Genomic DNA, 16,649 nt, shown 5'->3' on the forward strand with positions numbered 1-16,649 from the left:
AGGACTGTTGTGCGCCGCCCGCGACCCGGATGGTGCCGGATGGCCGTCGACGCGCTCACCCGCTCTGGTGAAATCCCGCCCAGCACCCGCACCGCGACGTCGTTCCTGTTGCCCGGCGGGGTCGGCCTGCTCGCCGCGGCGCTGTTCTGGCTGGTCCACGACGCGCTGATCGACGACGGCTACATCACGCTCGGCTACGCCCGCAACCTCGCCTTCCACGGGCACTGGGGCCTGATCGCCGAGGAGACCGCGAACACCGCGACCGCCCCGCTCAACGTGCTGCTGCTGGCCGCCGGGACCGCGCTGCTGCGCAGTCCGGTGGCCGCGCTCGGTGTGCTGTTCGTGCTCTCGGCGGTGGTGCTCGCGCTGAGCCTGCGCCGCGCCGCCCTGGAGACCGGGCTGCCCGGCTGGACCGGGGCGCTCGGCGCCGGGCTGGTGCTGCTCAACCCGCTGGTGCTCTCCAGCGCCGGGCTGGAGGTGGCGCCCGCCGCCGCGCTGCTGGGCGTGCTGCTGCTCAGCGCGGTGCGCCCGCGCCCCGTGCTGTTCGGGCTGGCCACCGGGGCGCTGGCGCTGCTGCGGCTGGACCTGCTGCTGTTCGCGGTCGTGGTGCTGCTCGGGCGGCCCGCGCTGTGGCGGGGGTGGGCGCGGTGGCTGCCGATCGCCGCCCTGGCGCTGCCCTGGTTCCTGTGGAGCTGGCTGCACTTCGGCTCGGCGGTGCCGGACACGCTGCTGATCAAGCAGCTCCAGGAGTCCTGGGGCGGCTGGACGGTGCGCGACGGCATCGCGCTCTACGTCGACTTCTTCCCGGCGGCGGTGCTGCTGTCCGCGGTGCCCGCCTACACCGGGGCCGGGTTCGCGGTGTTCCTGGTGCTGCTGCGGATCCGGGGGCGGGTGCCGGAGCTGTGGCCGTGGACGCTGCTCGGCGTCGGCGCGGTGCTGCACCACTACGCCTACACGCTGCTCGGCGTGCCGCCGTACCACTGGTACTACGCGCCGGCGGTCGTCGGGCTCTGCCTGCTGCTGGCCGGCGGGATCGGCGCGATGGCCCCGCACCGCTTCGCGGTGGTGCCCGCGCTGGTGGCGGCGGTCGGGGTGCTCGCGGTCTCGGCGGCGTTCGCGGTTCAGCACGGGATGCCGTGGCGCTCCGCGGCGATCACGACCAACTGGGCGGCGCCCGCCGAGTACGCCCGGATCGGCACCGAGCTGGGCCGCGTCGTCGGCGACCGCACCGTGGCCAGTCCGGGGGAGATCGGCACGCTGGCGTACTTCTGCGGGTGCCGGATCGTCGACCAGTTCTCCGACCGGGGCTACCTGGACGAGCGGCTCCGGCAGCGGCTCGACCGGGCGGGGTCGTTGGAGCGGACGCTGCTGGCGTGGAACCACCGGCACTTCGAGCCGACCGAGCCCCGGCCGGTGGACCTCGTACTGCGCCGGGCGCCGGGACCGGGGCCGGATCCGAGGTGGACGGTGGGCTCCCCGTGGTCGGGCACCTCGCACTTCGTGCTCGAACCCCGGTCGCCCGAACACAGCGTGCCCGGGCCCCGGTAGGAACGGCCGCGGGTCCTCGGCGCATCGAGGACCCGCGGCCCGAGGCGGTCCCCGCGGACCCCACTCCGCGGGGCGACGCCCGTCATCGACCCGGCGCGCGCCGGGTGCCTTCCCGTGTCAGGGTCGGTGCGAACCCCCTCGCGGGTTGCTCGCGTTACCGATCCGTGTCATCGCGGGGTGTCGACGACCTCACCGGTCTCCCGGTTCCAGGTGATGATCCCGCCCTGGAACTCCACGGCCCGGCCGACCTCGACGTCGTGCTCGCCGCTGATCGGGAAGCCCAGGTAGGAGCGCTCCCAGCCGAGGTTCGCCCAGTGCGCGCGGATGCCGCCGTAGACCTCGTGGGCGCCGGTGCCCGCGGACCAGTAGATCGAGGCGCCGCCGGTGCCGGTGAAGTGGTTGTAGCGACCGGTGCCGCCCGGGGTGGCGGTCTCGTCGGTGGTCGGGTAGCCGAGGATCCCGGCCGGACCGCCCAGCCCGACGTAGCGCTCCGCGATCACGCCCTGCACGCTGTGCGCGCCGGTCTGCGGGCTCCACACGATCCCCGCGGGGTAGGTGCCGTCCCCGGAGAACATCGAGTACTTGCCGACCCCGTCACCGGCGTCGGTCTCGTCGGTGGTCGGGTAGCCCAGCGGGCCCTGCTCCCAGCCCGAGGCGGCCCACTTGTCCCGGATCGCGCCCTGGACGGCGTGGGTGCCGGTCTCGCCGGTCGAGTAGATCGACGCGCCGTGCCCCGACGGCGTGACGAAGTGGTTGTAGGTGCCGCGGCTGTCCGGGGTGGCCGCCGTGTCGGTGGTCGGGACGCCGAAGCCGAGGTCGGCACCGAGGGCGCGGTAGTGCTCCAGCACCGGGCCGCTGATCAGGTGCGCGCCGTGCGCCGGGGTCCAGTAGATCGCCGAGAGGGCGCCGTCGTCGTCGAAGTCGCTGTAGCGGCTGCCGCCCTCGCCGACCTGCTCGTCGGCCACCGGCACGCCCAGGGTGCCGTGCGCGCCCAGCGACAGGAAGTGCACGTAGATCCCGCCGTAGACGGCGGTGACGCCGCGCTCCGGGGTCCAGTAGAAGCGGCCGTTGGCGTAGGTCTGCCAGCGCAGCGAGTCGCTCTCCACGACCTCCTCGCCCTGCGGCGCGCCGAGCTGCTCGCGCTCCTCAGGGGTGAGGGCCTCGTAGCGCTCCTGGATGGCGCCCGCACCCGGCTCCGGGTCCTCGGGCTCCTCCGGCGGGTCGGTCGGCTCGGGCTCCTCGGGCTGCGAGCTCTCCGGCGGGTCGGTGGGCTCCGGTGCCGGTTCCTCGGTCGTGGTGCTGGTGGGCGGGTCGACGGGCGCCGACGAGCTGGTCGGCGGCTCGGTGCTGCCCGGGGTCTCCTGGGCGAGCGCCGGAGCAGCGGTCAGGGCGAGCACCGCCGAGGCGGCGACGACCGCTCCCATGTGTCGTTTGATCCTCACAACTTCCCCTTTCGGACGCGTCCACCACGTGATCGCGCGGCGGGCCCGGAAGGTTGCCCGTTGTTACCGATTCGCTGCATTGGAGCAGCACGTCCGGGTTTCCCTCACCCGAACGGACGAGCCCCGTCCCCGGCCGGACATGAGTGAGGGGCACCCTTGCCCAAGCAACTGGGACAAGGGTGCCCCTCACTCACGAAACTTTCGGGTGACGCGGTGGTCGGTCTGGCCGCCACCGGCGCCGTTCCGGGGCGAGCGGGCTCAGAAGGGGAGGCGGCGGAAGATCGCGCGGGGGACGTGCCGGAGCACGGTCATCACCCAGCGCATCTGGCCCGGCGCCCACACCTGCTCCTTGCCCTTGCGCACGGCGTCGACGATGACGTCGGCGACCTGCTCCGGGGTCTGCGCCATCGGCGCGGGCTTGAGGCCCTCGGTGAGCTTGGTGTGCACGAAGTTCGGCCGCACCACGGTGACCTGCACGCCGGAACCGCTCAGCGCGTAGGTCAGCCCGGTGTAGAAGGCGTCCAGCCCGGCCTTCGAGGAGCCGTAGACGAAGTTCGAGCGGCGGGCCCGCTCGGCGGCGGGGGAGGACATCGCGACCAGGTGGCCGTGGCCCTGCTTGCGCAGCTTCTCGACCAGCCGGACGCCCAGCGTCATCGGCGCCACGTAGTTGATCTCGGCGACCTCGCGGGCTGCCTCCACGTCGGTCCAGCCCTGCTCGTTGTCGCCCTGGACGCCGAAGGCGACCAGCGTGACGTCGATGTCGCCGTCGGCGAAGGCCTTGTCGACCACCTCGCCGTGGGTCTCCGGGGAGCGGGCGTCGAACGGCAGCGTGGTCACGGTGCTGCCGGTGGCGCGCAGCCGCTCGGCCGCCGCCTCCAGCCGGTCCGACCCGCGGGCGGCCAGCACGATCCGCAGCGGGCGCTGCGCGGCGTACTTCTCGGCCGTGGCCAGGGCGATGTCGGAGGTCCCACCGAGGACGAGCAAGGACTGCGGGTTTCCAACTGCGTCAATCACAGCTCAAGCCTCCGGCTCATGTCTGAGGCGAAAATGCCTTCGGGGTCAACGGATTGGCGGATCTTGCGGAATTCCTCGACGCGCGGGTACATCCGGTGGAACGTCTCCGCCGCGGTCCGCGAATCCTTCGCGGTGTACAGCCGACCGCCGAGCGCCAGGACGTCCTCGTCCAGCTCGGTGCAGAACCGGCCCAGCCCGTCCACGATCGGGAAGTCCAGGCACACCATCCAACCCGGGTGCGGGTAGGACAGCGGGGCCCGGTTGCCCTCGCCCATCTTCTTGATGACGTTGAGGAACGAGACGTGCCCGGAGTGCGCGATCCGGCGGATGATCCGCTTGAGGTCCTCCTCCTTGCCGTAGGGCACGGAGAACTGGTACTGCGCGAAGCCCTGCGAGCCGTATGCCCGGTTCCACTCGCCGACGAGGTCGAGCATGTGGTAGAAGCCGCTGATGTTCTGGACCAGGCCGCGGCCGCGCTTCGGGGTCTTCCGGTAGTACAGCTCACCGATCGCGCTGAACGTCAGCTTGTTGCCCAGCCGCGGCGGGAACACGTCCGGCAGCGTCAGCAGCTGCGGGGCGTCGAACTTGAGCGGGTTCGCGCGCAGCTTCGGCGGTAGCTGGTCGACCGTGGCGAGCGAGCCCCGGCCGAACGCGGCGCGGCCCAGCTTCGGGCCGGTGGAGATCGAGTCGAACCACGCCGAGGAGTAGGTGTACCTGTCGTCGGAGCCGTCGTCGAACAGCGCGATCGTCTCGTCCAGGTCGGCCGTCCGGTCCACGTCCGCGAGGAAGTAGGCGGTCTCCGTCCGGGTCATCCGGATCTTCGCCCGGAGCACGATGCCGGTCAGCCCGACACCCGCGACGGTGGCCCAGAACAGCTCGGACTCCGGGCCGTCCGGGGTCACGGTGCGCACCTGGCCGTCGGCGGTGAGCAGCTCCATCGACAGCACGTGGTTGCCGAAGCTGCCCGCGCTGTGGTGGTTCTTGCCGTGGATGTCGTTGGCGATCGCGCCGCCGATGGTCACCTGGCGGGTGCCCGGCAGCACCGGGACCCACAGGCCGTGCGGCAGCGCCGCCTTCATCAGCTGGTCCAGGCTGACCCCGGCGTCCACGTCCACGATCGCGGTGTCCGGGTCGATCTCGTGGATCCGGTTCAGCCGCGTCATGTCGATGACCACGCCGCCCGCGTTCTGCGCGACGTCGCCGTAGCTGCGGCCCAGGCCGCGGGCGACGACCCCGCGCTCATCGGCCTCGCGCACGGCGCGGGCGATCTCGTCGAGGTCGGTGGTGCTGAGCACCCGCGCCCGGGAGGGCGCGGTGCGGGCCCAGCCGGTCAGGTTCCGGACGGTCGTCGTCACAGGTTCAGCCTCCGGGCCAGGTCGGAGCGGAACACCCCGGCCGGGTCGACCGCGGCGCGGACCTCGCGCCACCGGTCGATCTGCGGGTACATCCGCTCGATCATCTCGGCGTTGGTGCGGGACTCCTTGGCCAGGTACAGCCGCCCGTCCGCGTTCAGCACCATCTCGTCGAGCTCTTGGCAGAGCCGGTCCAGCCCGGGGGTGATCGGGATGTCGACGGTGAGCGTCCAGCCCTCCCGGGGGAAGGACAGCGGGGCCTGGTTGCCCGGGCCGAAGGTCTTGAGCACGTTGAGGAACGACGCGTGGCCGGACGCGCTGATCTTGTCGATCGAGCGCCGGAACATGTCCTCCTGGCCGAACGGCACCATGAACTGGTACTGGAGGAACCCGTTCGGGCCGTAGATCCGGTTCCACTCGCCGACCAGGTCGAGCGGGTGGAAGAACTGGGTGATGTTCTGCACCGCGCCGTACTTCGTCGGCGCCTTGCGGTACCAGACCTCGTTGAACGCGGTGATGGTGTACTTGTTGACCAGGCCGTTCGGGAACACCGGCGGTGCGGTCATGAGCTGCGGGGCGTTGAACTTCAGCGGGTCCTTGCGCAGCTTCTTCGGCAGGTCCTCCAGCTTCGCGGAGTTGCCCCGGGTGAGCAGCGCGCGGCCCATCTGGTCGCCGCGGGCCAGCGAGTCGAACCAGGCCACCGAGTAGACGTAGTTCTGGTCGGAGCCGTCGGTGAAGTGCTCGATCAGCTCGTCCAGGTTCTTGGTCCGGACGTTGTCGACCACGAAGTAAGCTGTCTCGACGCGCTTGAGCTGGATCGTCGCGTTGAGGATGATGCCGGTCAGGCCCATCCCGCCGACGGTCGCCCAGAACAGCTCGGCGCCCTCGCCCCGCGGGGTGAGGCTGCGCACCTGGCCGTCGGCGGTGAGCAGGTCGAGCGCGAGCACGTGGCTGCCGAACGAGCCCTGCGAGTGGTGGTTCTTGCCGTGGATGTCCGAGCCGATGGCGCCGCCGATGGTGACCTGGCGGGTGCCCGGCAGCACCGGGATCCACAGGCCGTAGGGCAGCAGCCGCCGCATCAGGGTGTCCAGCGACACACCGGCGTCGACCACCACGGTGGCCTCGTCCACGTCGACCTTGTGCACGCGGTCCAGCGCGGTCATGTCGATGACCGTGCCGCCGGCGTTCTGCGACGGGTCGCCGTAGCTGCGCCCGAGACCGCGGGCGATGACGCCCCGGTCACCGGCTTCGCGGACCGCCCGCGCGATCTCCTCGACGTCCGGGGTGCTGACGACTCGCGCCCGGGTGGGCGCGGTGCGCCCCCAACCGGTCAGCGTCTGAAGCTCGTCCTTTACCGATCCCACCCAGCCGAGTCTATCCGCGCCGGACCGGTGGGTACCGGCGGGTAGCGGCCGGTCTCCGGCGATGTGCGGTGGGTCATCGCTACACTTCCGGTGGACCCGGTTCGCCCGGGGGCCCCTGTGGTGCCGACCGCCCGAGGTGAATCAGTGACCGTGGCCGAACCCGCCGCTGCGACCCAGACCGCCCGGCTGGGCCTCGTGCACCAGCTCATCCGATTCGGGCTCATCGGTGGTGGCTGCGCGCTCATCGACTTCGGCACCTACTCGCTGCTGCTGGGCGCGGTGGGCTGGCCGTCCTGGCTGGCCAAGTCGATCTCGTTCATCCTGGGCACCACCGCGTCCTACGTGATCAACCGGAAGTTCACCTTCCAGGGCGCGAGCAAGGGCAACACCAAGGCCCGGGCCGGAGCCTTCGCCGTGCTCTACACCACGACGTTCTTCGTCAACATGGGTTCGAACGAGGCGTTGGTCCAGATCTTCGACGCCACCGAGCCGTGGCAGTTCACCCTGTTCTGGGTGATCGCGCAGGGTCTCGGGACGGCGATCAACTTCGTGATGCTCAAGCTGCTGATCTTCCGCGACTGAGGGGTTCTGCCGGGTGCGGCGGAGCCGCGTCGCGGTGTGGCACGCGGCTCGCGCCGCCGCGGGTTCTCAGCGGTCCCCTCGCGAGGACGCCCGGTGCTGGGCGGGCGCCGGGGCGAGCAGGCCGCTGAGGTTCCGCACCGCGGGTCATCGGCGAAACCGCTCTTGAGCGCGGGAGCGGGGTGGCCGCGTCCCCGCGCCCGCGGTGGGCTACCGGCGGAACCCGGTCTGCCGCGACGGTGCCCCGTAGGCGTTCGACTCCGAACGGGTCGTCTCGATGTGCGCCGTCGCCACGTGCCCGAAGTTGATCGCGAAGTGACCGCCGTCGGCGGTGGCCAACGACTTCGTCTGGCCGGCCGCCATCAGCTCGGCGAGCACGTCCCGCAGCGCCTCCGCTTCCGCGGCGGCGAGCGCGACGGTCACCGGCTGGTCGACGCCGGCGAGGTGCAGTACCAGTCCTGGGCGCGTCTCACTCGTCATCCTCCGAGAGCACCACGTCCGGGCTCCCCGCGACACCCCGGTTCGCCCACGGCGGACCGGGATCCGCCCACAGCGCAATCCCACCCCGCGCCACCGCACCAGGAGAACCTCACCCGTTCGGGAGATGAGTGAGGGGCACCCTGTACCACGTCATGGGGTACAGGGTGCCCCTCACTCAGCGAGAACCACCCGGACGGGTCGGGGTGCTACTCCTCGGTGCCCTCTTCCTCGGGGCTCTCGAAGACGCGGACGTCGTTGCGGTCGTCCGAGCTCGGCACGTCACCGGGGAGCTGGACCGTCTTGGTCAGCGGTCCCGGTGTCCAGGTGCCCCACTTCGTCTCGGTGTGCACCTCCATCGCGGCCTGCGCGGGCAGCGCGTCGGGCTCGTACTGGTCGACCGCGTACAGCGAGCCCCAGTCGCGGTGGATGTTGTTGCGCAGGTACGTCGGCAGCTCGCGCATGCTGGTGGACACGTTGAGCCAGCCGAACGGCCCGCCCGCGTCCGGCGACGACCAACCCTGGCCGATGTCGCGGACCTCGGCGCCCGCCTGCACCCGGAACTTCGGGATCTCGGCGATGCCGTTGTGGATGCCCGGGATGTTCAGGCACGGGTGCACCAGCCCGGCGGTCCACTCGACGAAGGCGGTCTGGTCGCCGACGAAGTCGGTCATGTTGACCAGCTGCGGCGCGCGCGGCGCGCTCACCGCGAGCCAGCCGTTGGGGCCCAGCGAATTGTCGGTGGCCACGACCCGCATCTTGGTGGCCTCCTCGGACTTGCCCGAGATCGTGTAGCGGTAGTCCCGCCACGGCGGCGCGGCACCCTGGGTGACGTAGTGCCTGCCGATGACCTCGAAGCCCTCCTCGGTGTCCCGGCCGAACTCCAGCGCCAGCGAGTTGGCGCCCAGCTCGGCGCCCGCCAGCGACAGCACGATCGGCACCTCGCCGTTGATCGCCCGCTCCGGCAGCTCGTACCACTGGGTGCGCAGCTCACCGGTGCCCGCACCGGCCGGGTCGTAGCTGCCCCACACCGGCGCGTCGTCGGTGCCGAACTGGTGCGGCGGCTTCCAGTCGGGTTCCTGCGGGTCGGAGCCGTCGCCCGGCGGCAGGCCGGGCCGGTTGAAGCCGACCAGCTTGGCGCCGAGGTACTCGTCGGCGTTCTCCCGGCCCTCCAGGCGCTCGGGCGGCATCCCGATGTCGGGATCCCGGGACGGCGCGGCCGTGACCGGCTGCTCCGGGGCGACCCGCAGCATCCCGCTCTGCGGGTTGGTCTCCACGTAGATGTAGTCGGACAGCCCGCAGCTCGACCCGACGAGCTGCTTGATGTTGTCCGCGCCGAGGCTGTAGCTGCCCCACTGCTCCTGGATGACCTTGCCGAAGTTGGCGAGCTCGAACACCACCAGCAGCGCGCACAGGATCGACAGCGGGGCGGTGCCGAGCCGCAGCGCCCGGCTGCGCTTCTCCAGCGGTCGCTCGTCGACGACCTTCGGGTTGTTCTCGTCGATGCGCAGGTGCTCGACGAACGCCACGATCAGCGCGATGGCGGCGATCACGAGGAACAGCGTGCTGAAGTGGTAGCCGGACAGCTGCGGTGCCTTGTCGAACCACGGCACGCCCCAGCCGGACACGTACCACCAGGCGTTGGGCCCGGTGGCGGCGAAGGCCAGGATCATCATCAGCCCGGCGAAGAAGATCGCCCGGTTGCGCCTGGACCGCAGCACGGTGCTGCTGGTGGCCAGCGCGGTCAGCGCGGCCAGCGCCCCGCCCATCGCGGCGTAGATCCCGAAGTGGTGCGACCACTTGGTCGGGGTCATGATCAGCACGACGAAGGACAGCGCGGTGATCGCCAGCAGCCGCCGGCTCGGGCCGAGCGCGGCGCCCCGGATGCGGCCCCGGCGCAGCAGCACCACCGCGCACACCGCCAGGCACAGGATCACCAGCAGCACCGGGAAGCGGCGCGTCATCGAGCCGTCGGCGGTGGGGCTGAACAGCAGGCTGTAGCGGCTCAGCTCCTCGTACCAGCTCTGGCTGGGGCCGAGGTCGGTGCGCAGGTCGGTGGCGTCCATGACCGACTGCCAGGTCTGGTCGGCGAACACCACGGTGAGGATCACGAACCCGGAGGCCGAGATCGGCGCCAGCACCGATGTCCAGCTGAACTCCTGGGCGCGTTTGCGCACCAGCAGGAACAGCGGCTTGATCGCGGCGACGAACGGCAGCACCGACACCAGGCCGTGCGGGTTGGCGCCGACCGACAGCGCCGCCACCACCAGGCCGAGCGCGGCGGGCATCAGCCGACCGGTGGCCACCGCGCGCTCCACCGCGCACAGCGCCAGCAGCGAGAACAGCACCACGACCGGCTCGGGGCGCAGGCCGTTGTTGTAGGGCAGCCAGAACGCCAGGAAGACGGCGGCGGCGGCCCACCCGGCGGCGTTGCTGCGCCGCACCTGCTGGCCGAGCCGGGGCAGCACCTCGCGGCTGAGCAGCAGCCAGGACACGATGCCCATGAGCAGCGCGGGCAGCCGCACCCACGGTGTCGAGGTGGAGATCTGCACCCACAGCGCGTAGAGCTCGTAGAACCACCCGAACGGGGCTTCGGGGACGGCGAACCAGCGGTAGTAGTTGCTGACGTACCCCGCGCTCTCGCGCGCTCGGGCGATGTTCAGGATGTACCCGTCGTCCGAGGTCATCGCGCCGATGATCCACCAGATCGCGAGGGCGCCGATGACCGCTACGTCGCGGAACGTGGGTTTCCACCAGCCCGCGGGCACCAGCTTCGGGGGGCGCCGCCCGGCGCGCACGTCCAGCCGCCGCAGGCACACCACGGAGCCGATGAAGGCGGCGATGGCCAGCACGATGGCGGCCATCTTCAGGGCGGTCGGGTAGCTCTCGTAGCGGTTGTCGACGCGGGCCTCGAAGGACAGCCCGCTGACCGGGTCGATGTTCTCGTCCAGCGAGGAGTAGATGCCGGTGACCTGCGGGCGGGCGTCACCGGCGAAGTTGGCCAGCGACTGGTCGCCGACGCTGGCCTTGAAGCCGTAGCCGTCGGAGTGCACCGAGATCGTGCAGTCGCCCGCGGGCAAGGGCACGGTCCCGACCTGCTGGCCCTTGTTCATCATGGTGAGCTGGCCGCCGTCGACCTGCAGGATCAGCCCGGTGAGGTGGCCGTAGTCCGAGGACGGCGGGTTGGTGCTCAGCAGCACGGCCGGTCCCTCGGTGCGCTCGTCGAGGCTGCGCGCCGCGGCGCAGGGCACCTCGGCGTCGAGCCACACCGGGGAGTAGGCGACCAGCGGCGCGGAGACCGACTTGGTGCCTTCGGCGGTCGGCCACCGCAACGTCGTGATGTCGTGGTGGACCGGGAGGAACGGGATCGACAGCGCGAGGACCGTTCCGAGCAGTCCCAGCACCGACGCGAAGACCTTCAGCCGCGTCGCCGACGGGCGCGGTGTCGTTCCGGTGGATGCCGGATCGTCGTTCGATGCCATGTCGCCATCGCCCGATCGGCGGTTATCTCCGTGGCCGTTGAGCACGCAGGCGAGAATAGTATCCCCAGGTCCCGGGCCTTCCGGCGCATTCCGTACCGCCGCCGACGGCCCGCGACACGAGTGCTGTGAGCAGGCAACTCAGCAGCCTCTCAGGCGGGTCTCAGCATCCCGAGACCGCGCAGTGATCTCCCGGAGACACCCCGTAGACCCACCCGCACCCAGAGCACCAGTCCACAGAGGAAACGCCACAACCACCCTCAGGCAAGCGGCGAAGCCGGGGCACCGCACGCACGCGCCAAACCCCGACCACCGTCAGGCAAGCGGCGCAGCCGCTTCCGCTTTGCCCCAGCCAAGCAGCTTGCACCGCCGCGGGTTCTCAGCGGTCTTCTCGCGAGGACGCCCTGACGCTGTGTACGCGTTTGTACATGAGGAAGGGCGCCCGGAGCGAGAAGGCCGCTGAGGTTCCGCCACCGGCACCCCTACGCAACGGGACCACAACACCTTCCCGACGAGAAGGCCGCTGAGGTTCCGCCACCGGCACCGCCTCGCAAAAGGACCACCTCACCGCCGGAAGAAGTGTTCCTTTTGCCCTTGCCTCAACAACCGCAACCACTCGCGAAACGCCTTCGGGTCCTTGCGCTGCCCCACGAAGTACAGCCCGAACCGCAGCACCTCCAGCGCGCCGATCTTGCGCATCCCGGGCTGGGACAGCAGGTACCCGCGGTTGCGGTAGGTGTAGTAGCGCTTGGTGTCGTCGGAGGGGTCCTGGGCGTGGAACCGGCCGCCGAGCATCGGCTTGAACTCGGCGGAGCCGTCCGGGTGCAGGAAGCGGGTGCGGAAGGTGGTGCCGAACGGCAGTCCGGAGCGCACCACCCGGCGGTGCAGCTCCACCTCGTCGCCCCGGAAGAACAGCCGGTAGTCCGGCACGCCCACCACGTCCAGCGTGGCGGCGCGGAACAGCGCGCCGTTCATGAACGAGGCGATCCCGGGCAGGAAGTCGCCCTCGCCGAGCTCGCTCACCCGGCGCTTCCACGTAAGCCCGCGGCGCAACGGGAAGGCCAGCACGTCCGGGGTGTCGATGTTGACCACGACCGGCGACACGGCGGCCAGCCGGCGCTTCTCGGCGACCTCCAGCAGGGTTTCCAGCGCCTGCTCGTCGGCCGGGCGGCCGTCGTCGTCGCCCAGCCACACCCATTCGGCGCCGATCGACAGCGCGTGCAGCATCCCCAGCGCGAACCCGCCCGCGCCGCCGAGGTTGCGCTGCGAGGGCAGGTAGGTCGACGGGATCGGGCAGTCGGCCACCACATCGCGGGCCGACTGGTCCGGGCCGTTGTCCACGACCACGAGATGATCGGGCAGGCGGGTCTGCGTGGCGATCACCTTCAACGACTCGGCCAGCAGCTCGCGCCGATGTCTGGTGACGATCACCGCGACCACGGAGCCGGCGGGAAGCTGCTGGGCGGAGTCTGCGTTCATGGGCTCTCGTTGCTCCCGATCGTGGCCGCGGACTCGCCGATCCGGGCCAGGGTTTCCTGGCTGAGGTTCTCGAAGGGGTCGTAGCCCTTGTAGTGGGTCAGCACGGTGCGCAGCGGCCCCTGCTCCTTGATGCTGCCCTTGTCCATCCACAGCGCGGTGTCGCACAGCTCGACCAGGAACTCGTCGGAGTGCGAGGCGAACACCAGGATGCCGGAGCGCTTGACCAGGTCGTGCAGCCTGGTGCGGGCCTTCTCCAGGAAGTCGGCGTCGACCGCGCCGATGCCCTCGTCCAGGATCAGGATCTCCGGGTCGATGGAGGTGACCACGCCGATCGCCAGCCGCACCCGCATCCCGGTGGAGTAGGTGCGCAGCGGCATCTCCAGGTAGTCGCCGAGCTCGGTGAACTCGGCGATCTCGTCCATCCGGTCTTCCATCTGCTTGCGGTTCATGCCGAGGAACAGCCCGCGGATGATGATGTTCTCGTAACCGGAGATCTCCGGGTCCATCCCGACGCCGAGGTCGAACACCGGCGCCACCTTGCCGACCACCCGGGCGCTGCCCCGGGTCGGCTCGTAGATGCCCGCGAGCAGGCGCAGCAGCGTGGACTTGCCGGCGCCGTTGTGGCCGACGAGCGCCACCCGGTCGCCGTGCTTGAGCGACAGGTCGATGTCGTGCAGGGCCTCGATGATCGGCACCTTGCTGTCGGTGCCGATCCGGCCGCCCGCCCTGCCGAGCACGGCCTTCTTCATCGAACGGGACTTCGCGTCGAAGATCGGGAAGTCGACCGCCGCGTTCCAGACGTCGATGCTCACCATGAGTCTCTCAGCCTCCCCGCTCAGACCCAGTACGCGACGCGCGCGCGGTAGTTGCGCAGGACCAGCAGCGCCAGCAGCCAGCCGCCGACGGTGAAGCCGATGACCACGTACCAGTGGTGCCACGCGATCGGCTCGCCGAGCATCGGGGCCCGCAGGATCTCCACGAAGTGGTAGATCGGGTTGATCTGGGCCAGCGCGGCCCGCGGCCCGGCGTTCTGCTCCAGCAGCTCGATCGGCCAGACGATCGGCGACATGAAGAACAGCAGCTGCATGAAGCTGGTGACCACCGGCGGGATGTCCCGGAACCGGGTGCTCGCCACGCCCAGCAGCATGATCACCCAGCCGCCGTTGAACAGCAGCAGGGCCAGGCCCGGCACCATCAGCACCAGGGTCCAGTTCACCGGCGGCAGGAAGATCGCCAGGATCGCCAGGTAGACGACCAGGTTGTGCAGGAAGAGCAGGAACTCCCGCCACACGGTGCGCAGCACGTGCACGGTGATCGGCGCCGGGAGCTGCTTGATCAGGCCCTCGTTGCGGATGAAGACCTCGGTGCCCGCGGTCAGGCAGCCCTGGATGAAGTACCAGATCATGAACCCGGTGGTCATGTACGGGACGTATTCGCTCGGGTCCTGCCCGAAGATCGTCGAGTACATGATGCCGAGACCGGCGGCGGTGACGCCCATGCCGATCGTGATCCACAACGGGCCCAGCACGGAGCGCCGGTACCGCTGCTTGATGTCCTGCCAACCGAGGTGCGCCCACAACTGCCGCTGCGAGAGGCCCTCAGTGATGTCCTTGAACGCTTTGCGCCAGCTCCGCGACGAACTCTCAGCCGGCGCGGACGGTCGGTCTAGCGTGCTCGTGGCCTGCACAGTGCGTCAGAGTACCGACCGTCGGTAGGCAGCAGAGGGCTGGGCGTCACTCGACGTGGGTTTGCCGCAAAACGGGCACGACCCCCCGTGGCGGCCGGGCCGGGGGCGCCCGCCCGGCGGGCCCGCTCCCGGGCGCGGGCGGGCGCGCGGGTTCAGAGGTACTGGCCGCCGCGCTGCGGGGGCTCCGACTCCCCGCTGCCCGCCGGGAGCCCGCGGCGCATCTGCTCCAGCTGGGCCCGGGCCGCCATCTGCTGCGCGAACAGCGCGGTCTGCATCCCGTGGAACAGGCCCTCCAGCCAGCCGACGAGCTGGGCCTGGGCGATCCGCAGCTCCGCCTCGGACGGCGTGTCCTGGGCGAAGGGCAGCGACAGCCGCTCCAGCTCCTCGATCAGCTCGGGCGCCAGGCCCTGCTCCAGCTCCTTGATCGAGGACTGGTGGATCTCCTTGAGCCTGCTGCGGCTGGCCTCGTCCAGCGGCGCCGCCCGCACCTCCTCCAGCAGTTGCTTGATCATCGTGCCGATCCGCATCACCTTGGCGGGCTGCTCGACCAGGTCCCCGATGGCCTCGCCGTGCTCCGCGCCCTCGCCCGAGGCCGCACCGACCGGCGAGCCGTCCTCGCCGACCACGAACACCGAGGGCTTCTCCTCGTTCCGATCGCCGTTCATGCCTCCATCCTGGCGCGTGGGCGCGCGCGGCGGGAGCCTGGGACGCCCTCGCGTGTCGCGCGGGGCCGTCGCCGATCCGTGATGCGATAGAGACCACCCGGCGGCGAGATCGGGGGGTGCGGCTCCGTACGGTGGACTCATGGCGTTCGACGTCGCTGCGGTCCGCGGATTGTTCCCCGCGCTCGGCGACGGGTGGGTGCACCTCGACGCCCCGGCGGGCATGCAGGTTCCCGAGCAGGTCGCCACCGCGGTGTCGACCGCGATGCGCGCGCCGGTCTCCGGGCCGGGCGGGGTCTTCCCCGCGTCGCAGCGCGCCGAGGCCATCGTGGAGGCCGCCCGTCGGGCCATCGCCGACCTGGTGGGGGCCAACCCGGCCGGGGTGGTGCTCGGCCCGAGTTCGGCCGTGCTGCTGCAACGGCTCGCCGACGCGCTCGGGGACGGCTGGATGATCGGCGACGACGTGATCGTCTCCCGCCTGGACCACCCGGCCAACGTGGCGCCCTGGCAGCGCGCCGCGCAGCGCTCGGGCAGCAGCGTCCGGTGGGCCGAGGTCGACATCGAGACCTGCGAGCTGCCCACCTGGCAGTACCAGGACCTGATCACCCCGCGCACCAAGGTGGTGGCGCTGACCGCGGCCTCCGGGGCGGTCGGCACCCGCCCGGACGTGCGCCCGGCCGCGGCGGCCGCCGCCGAGCACGGTGCGCTGGTCGTGGTGGACGCCTCCGCCGCCGCGCCGTTCATGCCGGTGGACATCACCTCGATGGGCGCCGACGTGGTGGCGGTCAACGCGACGTCCTGGGGCGGGCCGCCGGTCGGCGCGCTGGCCTTCCGCAACCCCGCGATGCTCGACCAGCTCCCGTCGGTGGCGCTGGAGGCGGGCGCGCGCGGGGCGGAGCGCTTCGAGCTGGGCCCGCACGCCTACGCGCAGCTGGCGGGGCTGGTGGCCTCCGTCGACTACCTGGCGGGCCTGGACGACGCCGCGCTCGGCCCGCGCCGCGAGCGGCTGCTCACCTCGATGGGGTCGGTCAAGTCCTACCAGGCGGGCCTGCTCGCCCACCTCACCAGCGGCCTGCGCCGGATGGGGCACGTGATGGTCATCGGGGACGCGATGCGCCGGGTGCCCTCGATGGCGTTCACCATCAACGGCGTCAAGGCGGAGGACGCCGTCGAGCACCTGGCCGACCGGGGCGTCTGCGCCTTCGCCGACCCGGGCACCCACGGCGTCTTCGCCGTCCTCGGCGTCGGCGAGGTCGGCGGCGCGGTGCGCGTCGGCCTGGCCCACTACACCAACGCCCACGAGGTCGAGGAACTCCTCAGAGCGGTGGCCGAACTCGCCTGACCCCCGCCGTCCCCGCGCCCACGTCCGGGTGAACTTTTCCAGGTGAGGGGCACCTTTGCTCCAGTAAGGGGTCCTTTCAGTATGCGGCGGAGCCGCATGCGGTGCGGCCGTCAACCGGCACCGCCGCCCGTGCTCGGACGGTGCCGCTCAGCGGTCCCCTCGCGAGGACAGCCGTGACGCCGTGTACGTGTTCGGTACATCAGGAACGGATCCCGGAGCGAGAA

Annotated in this window: 13 protein-coding genes; 3 read left to right on the top strand and 10 right to left on the bottom strand. The window is 71.2% G+C overall.

The window, feature by feature from the left end; all coding sequences use genetic code 11:
• Window positions 1-39: 39 nt before the first annotated feature.
• Window positions 40-1,548 carry a hypothetical protein gene (locus ACQP0T_RS00830; protein ID WP_433870839.1) on the top strand — a complete coding sequence of 503 codons (1,509 nt, stop codon included), beginning with the start codon at window positions 40-42 and terminating at the stop codon, window positions 1,546-1,548.
• A gap of 167 nt (window positions 1,549-1,715) precedes the next feature.
• Here ACQP0T_RS00830 and ACQP0T_RS00835 read toward each other — a convergent pair whose 3' ends face one another.
• From ACQP0T_RS00835 to ACQP0T_RS00850, 4 genes are all read right to left on the bottom strand, one after another.
• Window positions 1,716-2,972: a hypothetical protein gene (locus ACQP0T_RS00835; protein ID WP_433870840.1), complete on the bottom strand. Its 1,257-nt coding sequence runs from the start codon at window positions 2,970-2,972 to the stop codon at window positions 1,716-1,718.
• Window positions 2,973-3,248: 276 nt separating this feature from the next.
• The gene (locus ACQP0T_RS00840; RefSeq protein WP_345359730.1) at window positions 3,249-4,004 is read right to left on the bottom strand and encodes a decaprenylphospho-beta-D-erythro-pentofuranosid-2-ulose 2-reductase; all 756 of its coding nucleotides are present in this window, start codon (window positions 4,002-4,004) and stop codon (window positions 3,249-3,251) included.
• Window positions 4,001-5,359: an FAD-binding protein gene (locus ACQP0T_RS00845; RefSeq protein ID WP_433870841.1), complete on the bottom strand. Its 1,359-nt coding sequence runs from the start codon at window positions 5,357-5,359 to the stop codon at window positions 4,001-4,003. Before ACQP0T_RS00845 ends, ACQP0T_RS00840 begins: the two co-directional genes overlap by 4 nt.
• Complete coding sequence (locus tag ACQP0T_RS00850; protein WP_433870842.1) at window positions 5,356-6,720, bottom strand: FAD-binding protein; 1,365 nt, start codon at window positions 6,718-6,720, stop codon at window positions 5,356-5,358. Before ACQP0T_RS00850 ends, ACQP0T_RS00845 begins: the two co-directional genes overlap by 4 nt.
• A 144-nt stretch (window positions 6,721-6,864) precedes the next feature.
• Between ACQP0T_RS00850 and ACQP0T_RS00855 the strand changes: the two genes are divergently transcribed.
• Window positions 6,865-7,302, top strand: coding sequence for a GtrA family protein (locus ACQP0T_RS00855; RefSeq protein ID WP_433870843.1), 438 nt, complete (start codon window positions 6,865-6,867; stop codon window positions 7,300-7,302).
• A 207-nt stretch (window positions 7,303-7,509) separates the two neighbouring features.
• Here ACQP0T_RS00855 and ACQP0T_RS00860 read toward each other — a convergent pair whose 3' ends face one another.
• The 6 genes from ACQP0T_RS00860 to ACQP0T_RS00885 form a co-directional block, all read right to left on the bottom strand.
• Window positions 7,510-7,779, bottom strand: a complete 270-nt coding sequence (locus tag ACQP0T_RS00860; protein ID WP_345359718.1) for a hypothetical protein — start codon at window positions 7,777-7,779, stop codon at window positions 7,510-7,512.
• A gap of 206 nt (window positions 7,780-7,985) precedes the next feature.
• Window positions 7,986-11,258, bottom strand: a complete 3,273-nt coding sequence (locus ACQP0T_RS00865; protein WP_433870844.1) for an arabinosyltransferase domain-containing protein — start codon at window positions 11,256-11,258, stop codon at window positions 7,986-7,988.
• A gap of 561 nt (window positions 11,259-11,819) precedes the next feature.
• Window positions 11,820-12,734, bottom strand: a complete 915-nt coding sequence (glfT1, locus tag ACQP0T_RS00870; RefSeq protein WP_433870845.1) for a galactofuranosyltransferase GlfT1 — start codon at window positions 12,732-12,734, stop codon at window positions 11,820-11,822.
• On the bottom strand, window positions 12,731-13,549 hold the full coding sequence (wzt, locus tag ACQP0T_RS00875) for a galactan export ABC transporter ATP-binding subunit Wzt/RfbE (RefSeq protein WP_433870846.1): 819 nt from the start codon (window positions 13,547-13,549) through the stop codon (window positions 12,731-12,733). The genes glfT1 and wzt overlap by 4 nt, the downstream gene beginning before the upstream one ends.
• A gap of 20 nt (window positions 13,550-13,569) precedes the next feature.
• A complete protein-coding gene (gene wzm, locus ACQP0T_RS00880) occupies window positions 13,570-14,421 on the bottom strand; it encodes a galactan export ABC transporter permease subunit Wzm/RfbD (protein WP_345359706.1) in 852 nt (283 codons plus the stop codon).
• A 152-nt stretch (window positions 14,422-14,573) separates the two neighbouring features.
• A complete protein-coding gene (locus ACQP0T_RS00885) occupies window positions 14,574-15,086 on the bottom strand; it encodes a bacterial proteasome activator family protein (protein WP_345359703.1) in 513 nt (170 codons plus the stop codon).
• Window positions 15,087-15,225: 139 nt separating this feature from the next.
• Between ACQP0T_RS00885 and ACQP0T_RS00890 the strand changes: the two genes are divergently transcribed.
• Window positions 15,226-16,425 carry a cysteine desulfurase-like protein gene (locus ACQP0T_RS00890; RefSeq protein ID WP_433870847.1) on the top strand — a complete coding sequence of 400 codons (1,200 nt, stop codon included), beginning with the start codon at window positions 15,226-15,228 and terminating at the stop codon, window positions 16,423-16,425.
• The last annotated feature ends 224 nt before the right edge of the window (window positions 16,426-16,649 follow it).

It is taken from the genome of Saccharopolyspora sp. CA-218241, from assembly GCF_050954615.1.
Classification (GTDB): domain Bacteria; phylum Actinomycetota; class Actinomycetes; order Mycobacteriales; family Pseudonocardiaceae; genus Saccharopolyspora; species Saccharopolyspora cebuensis.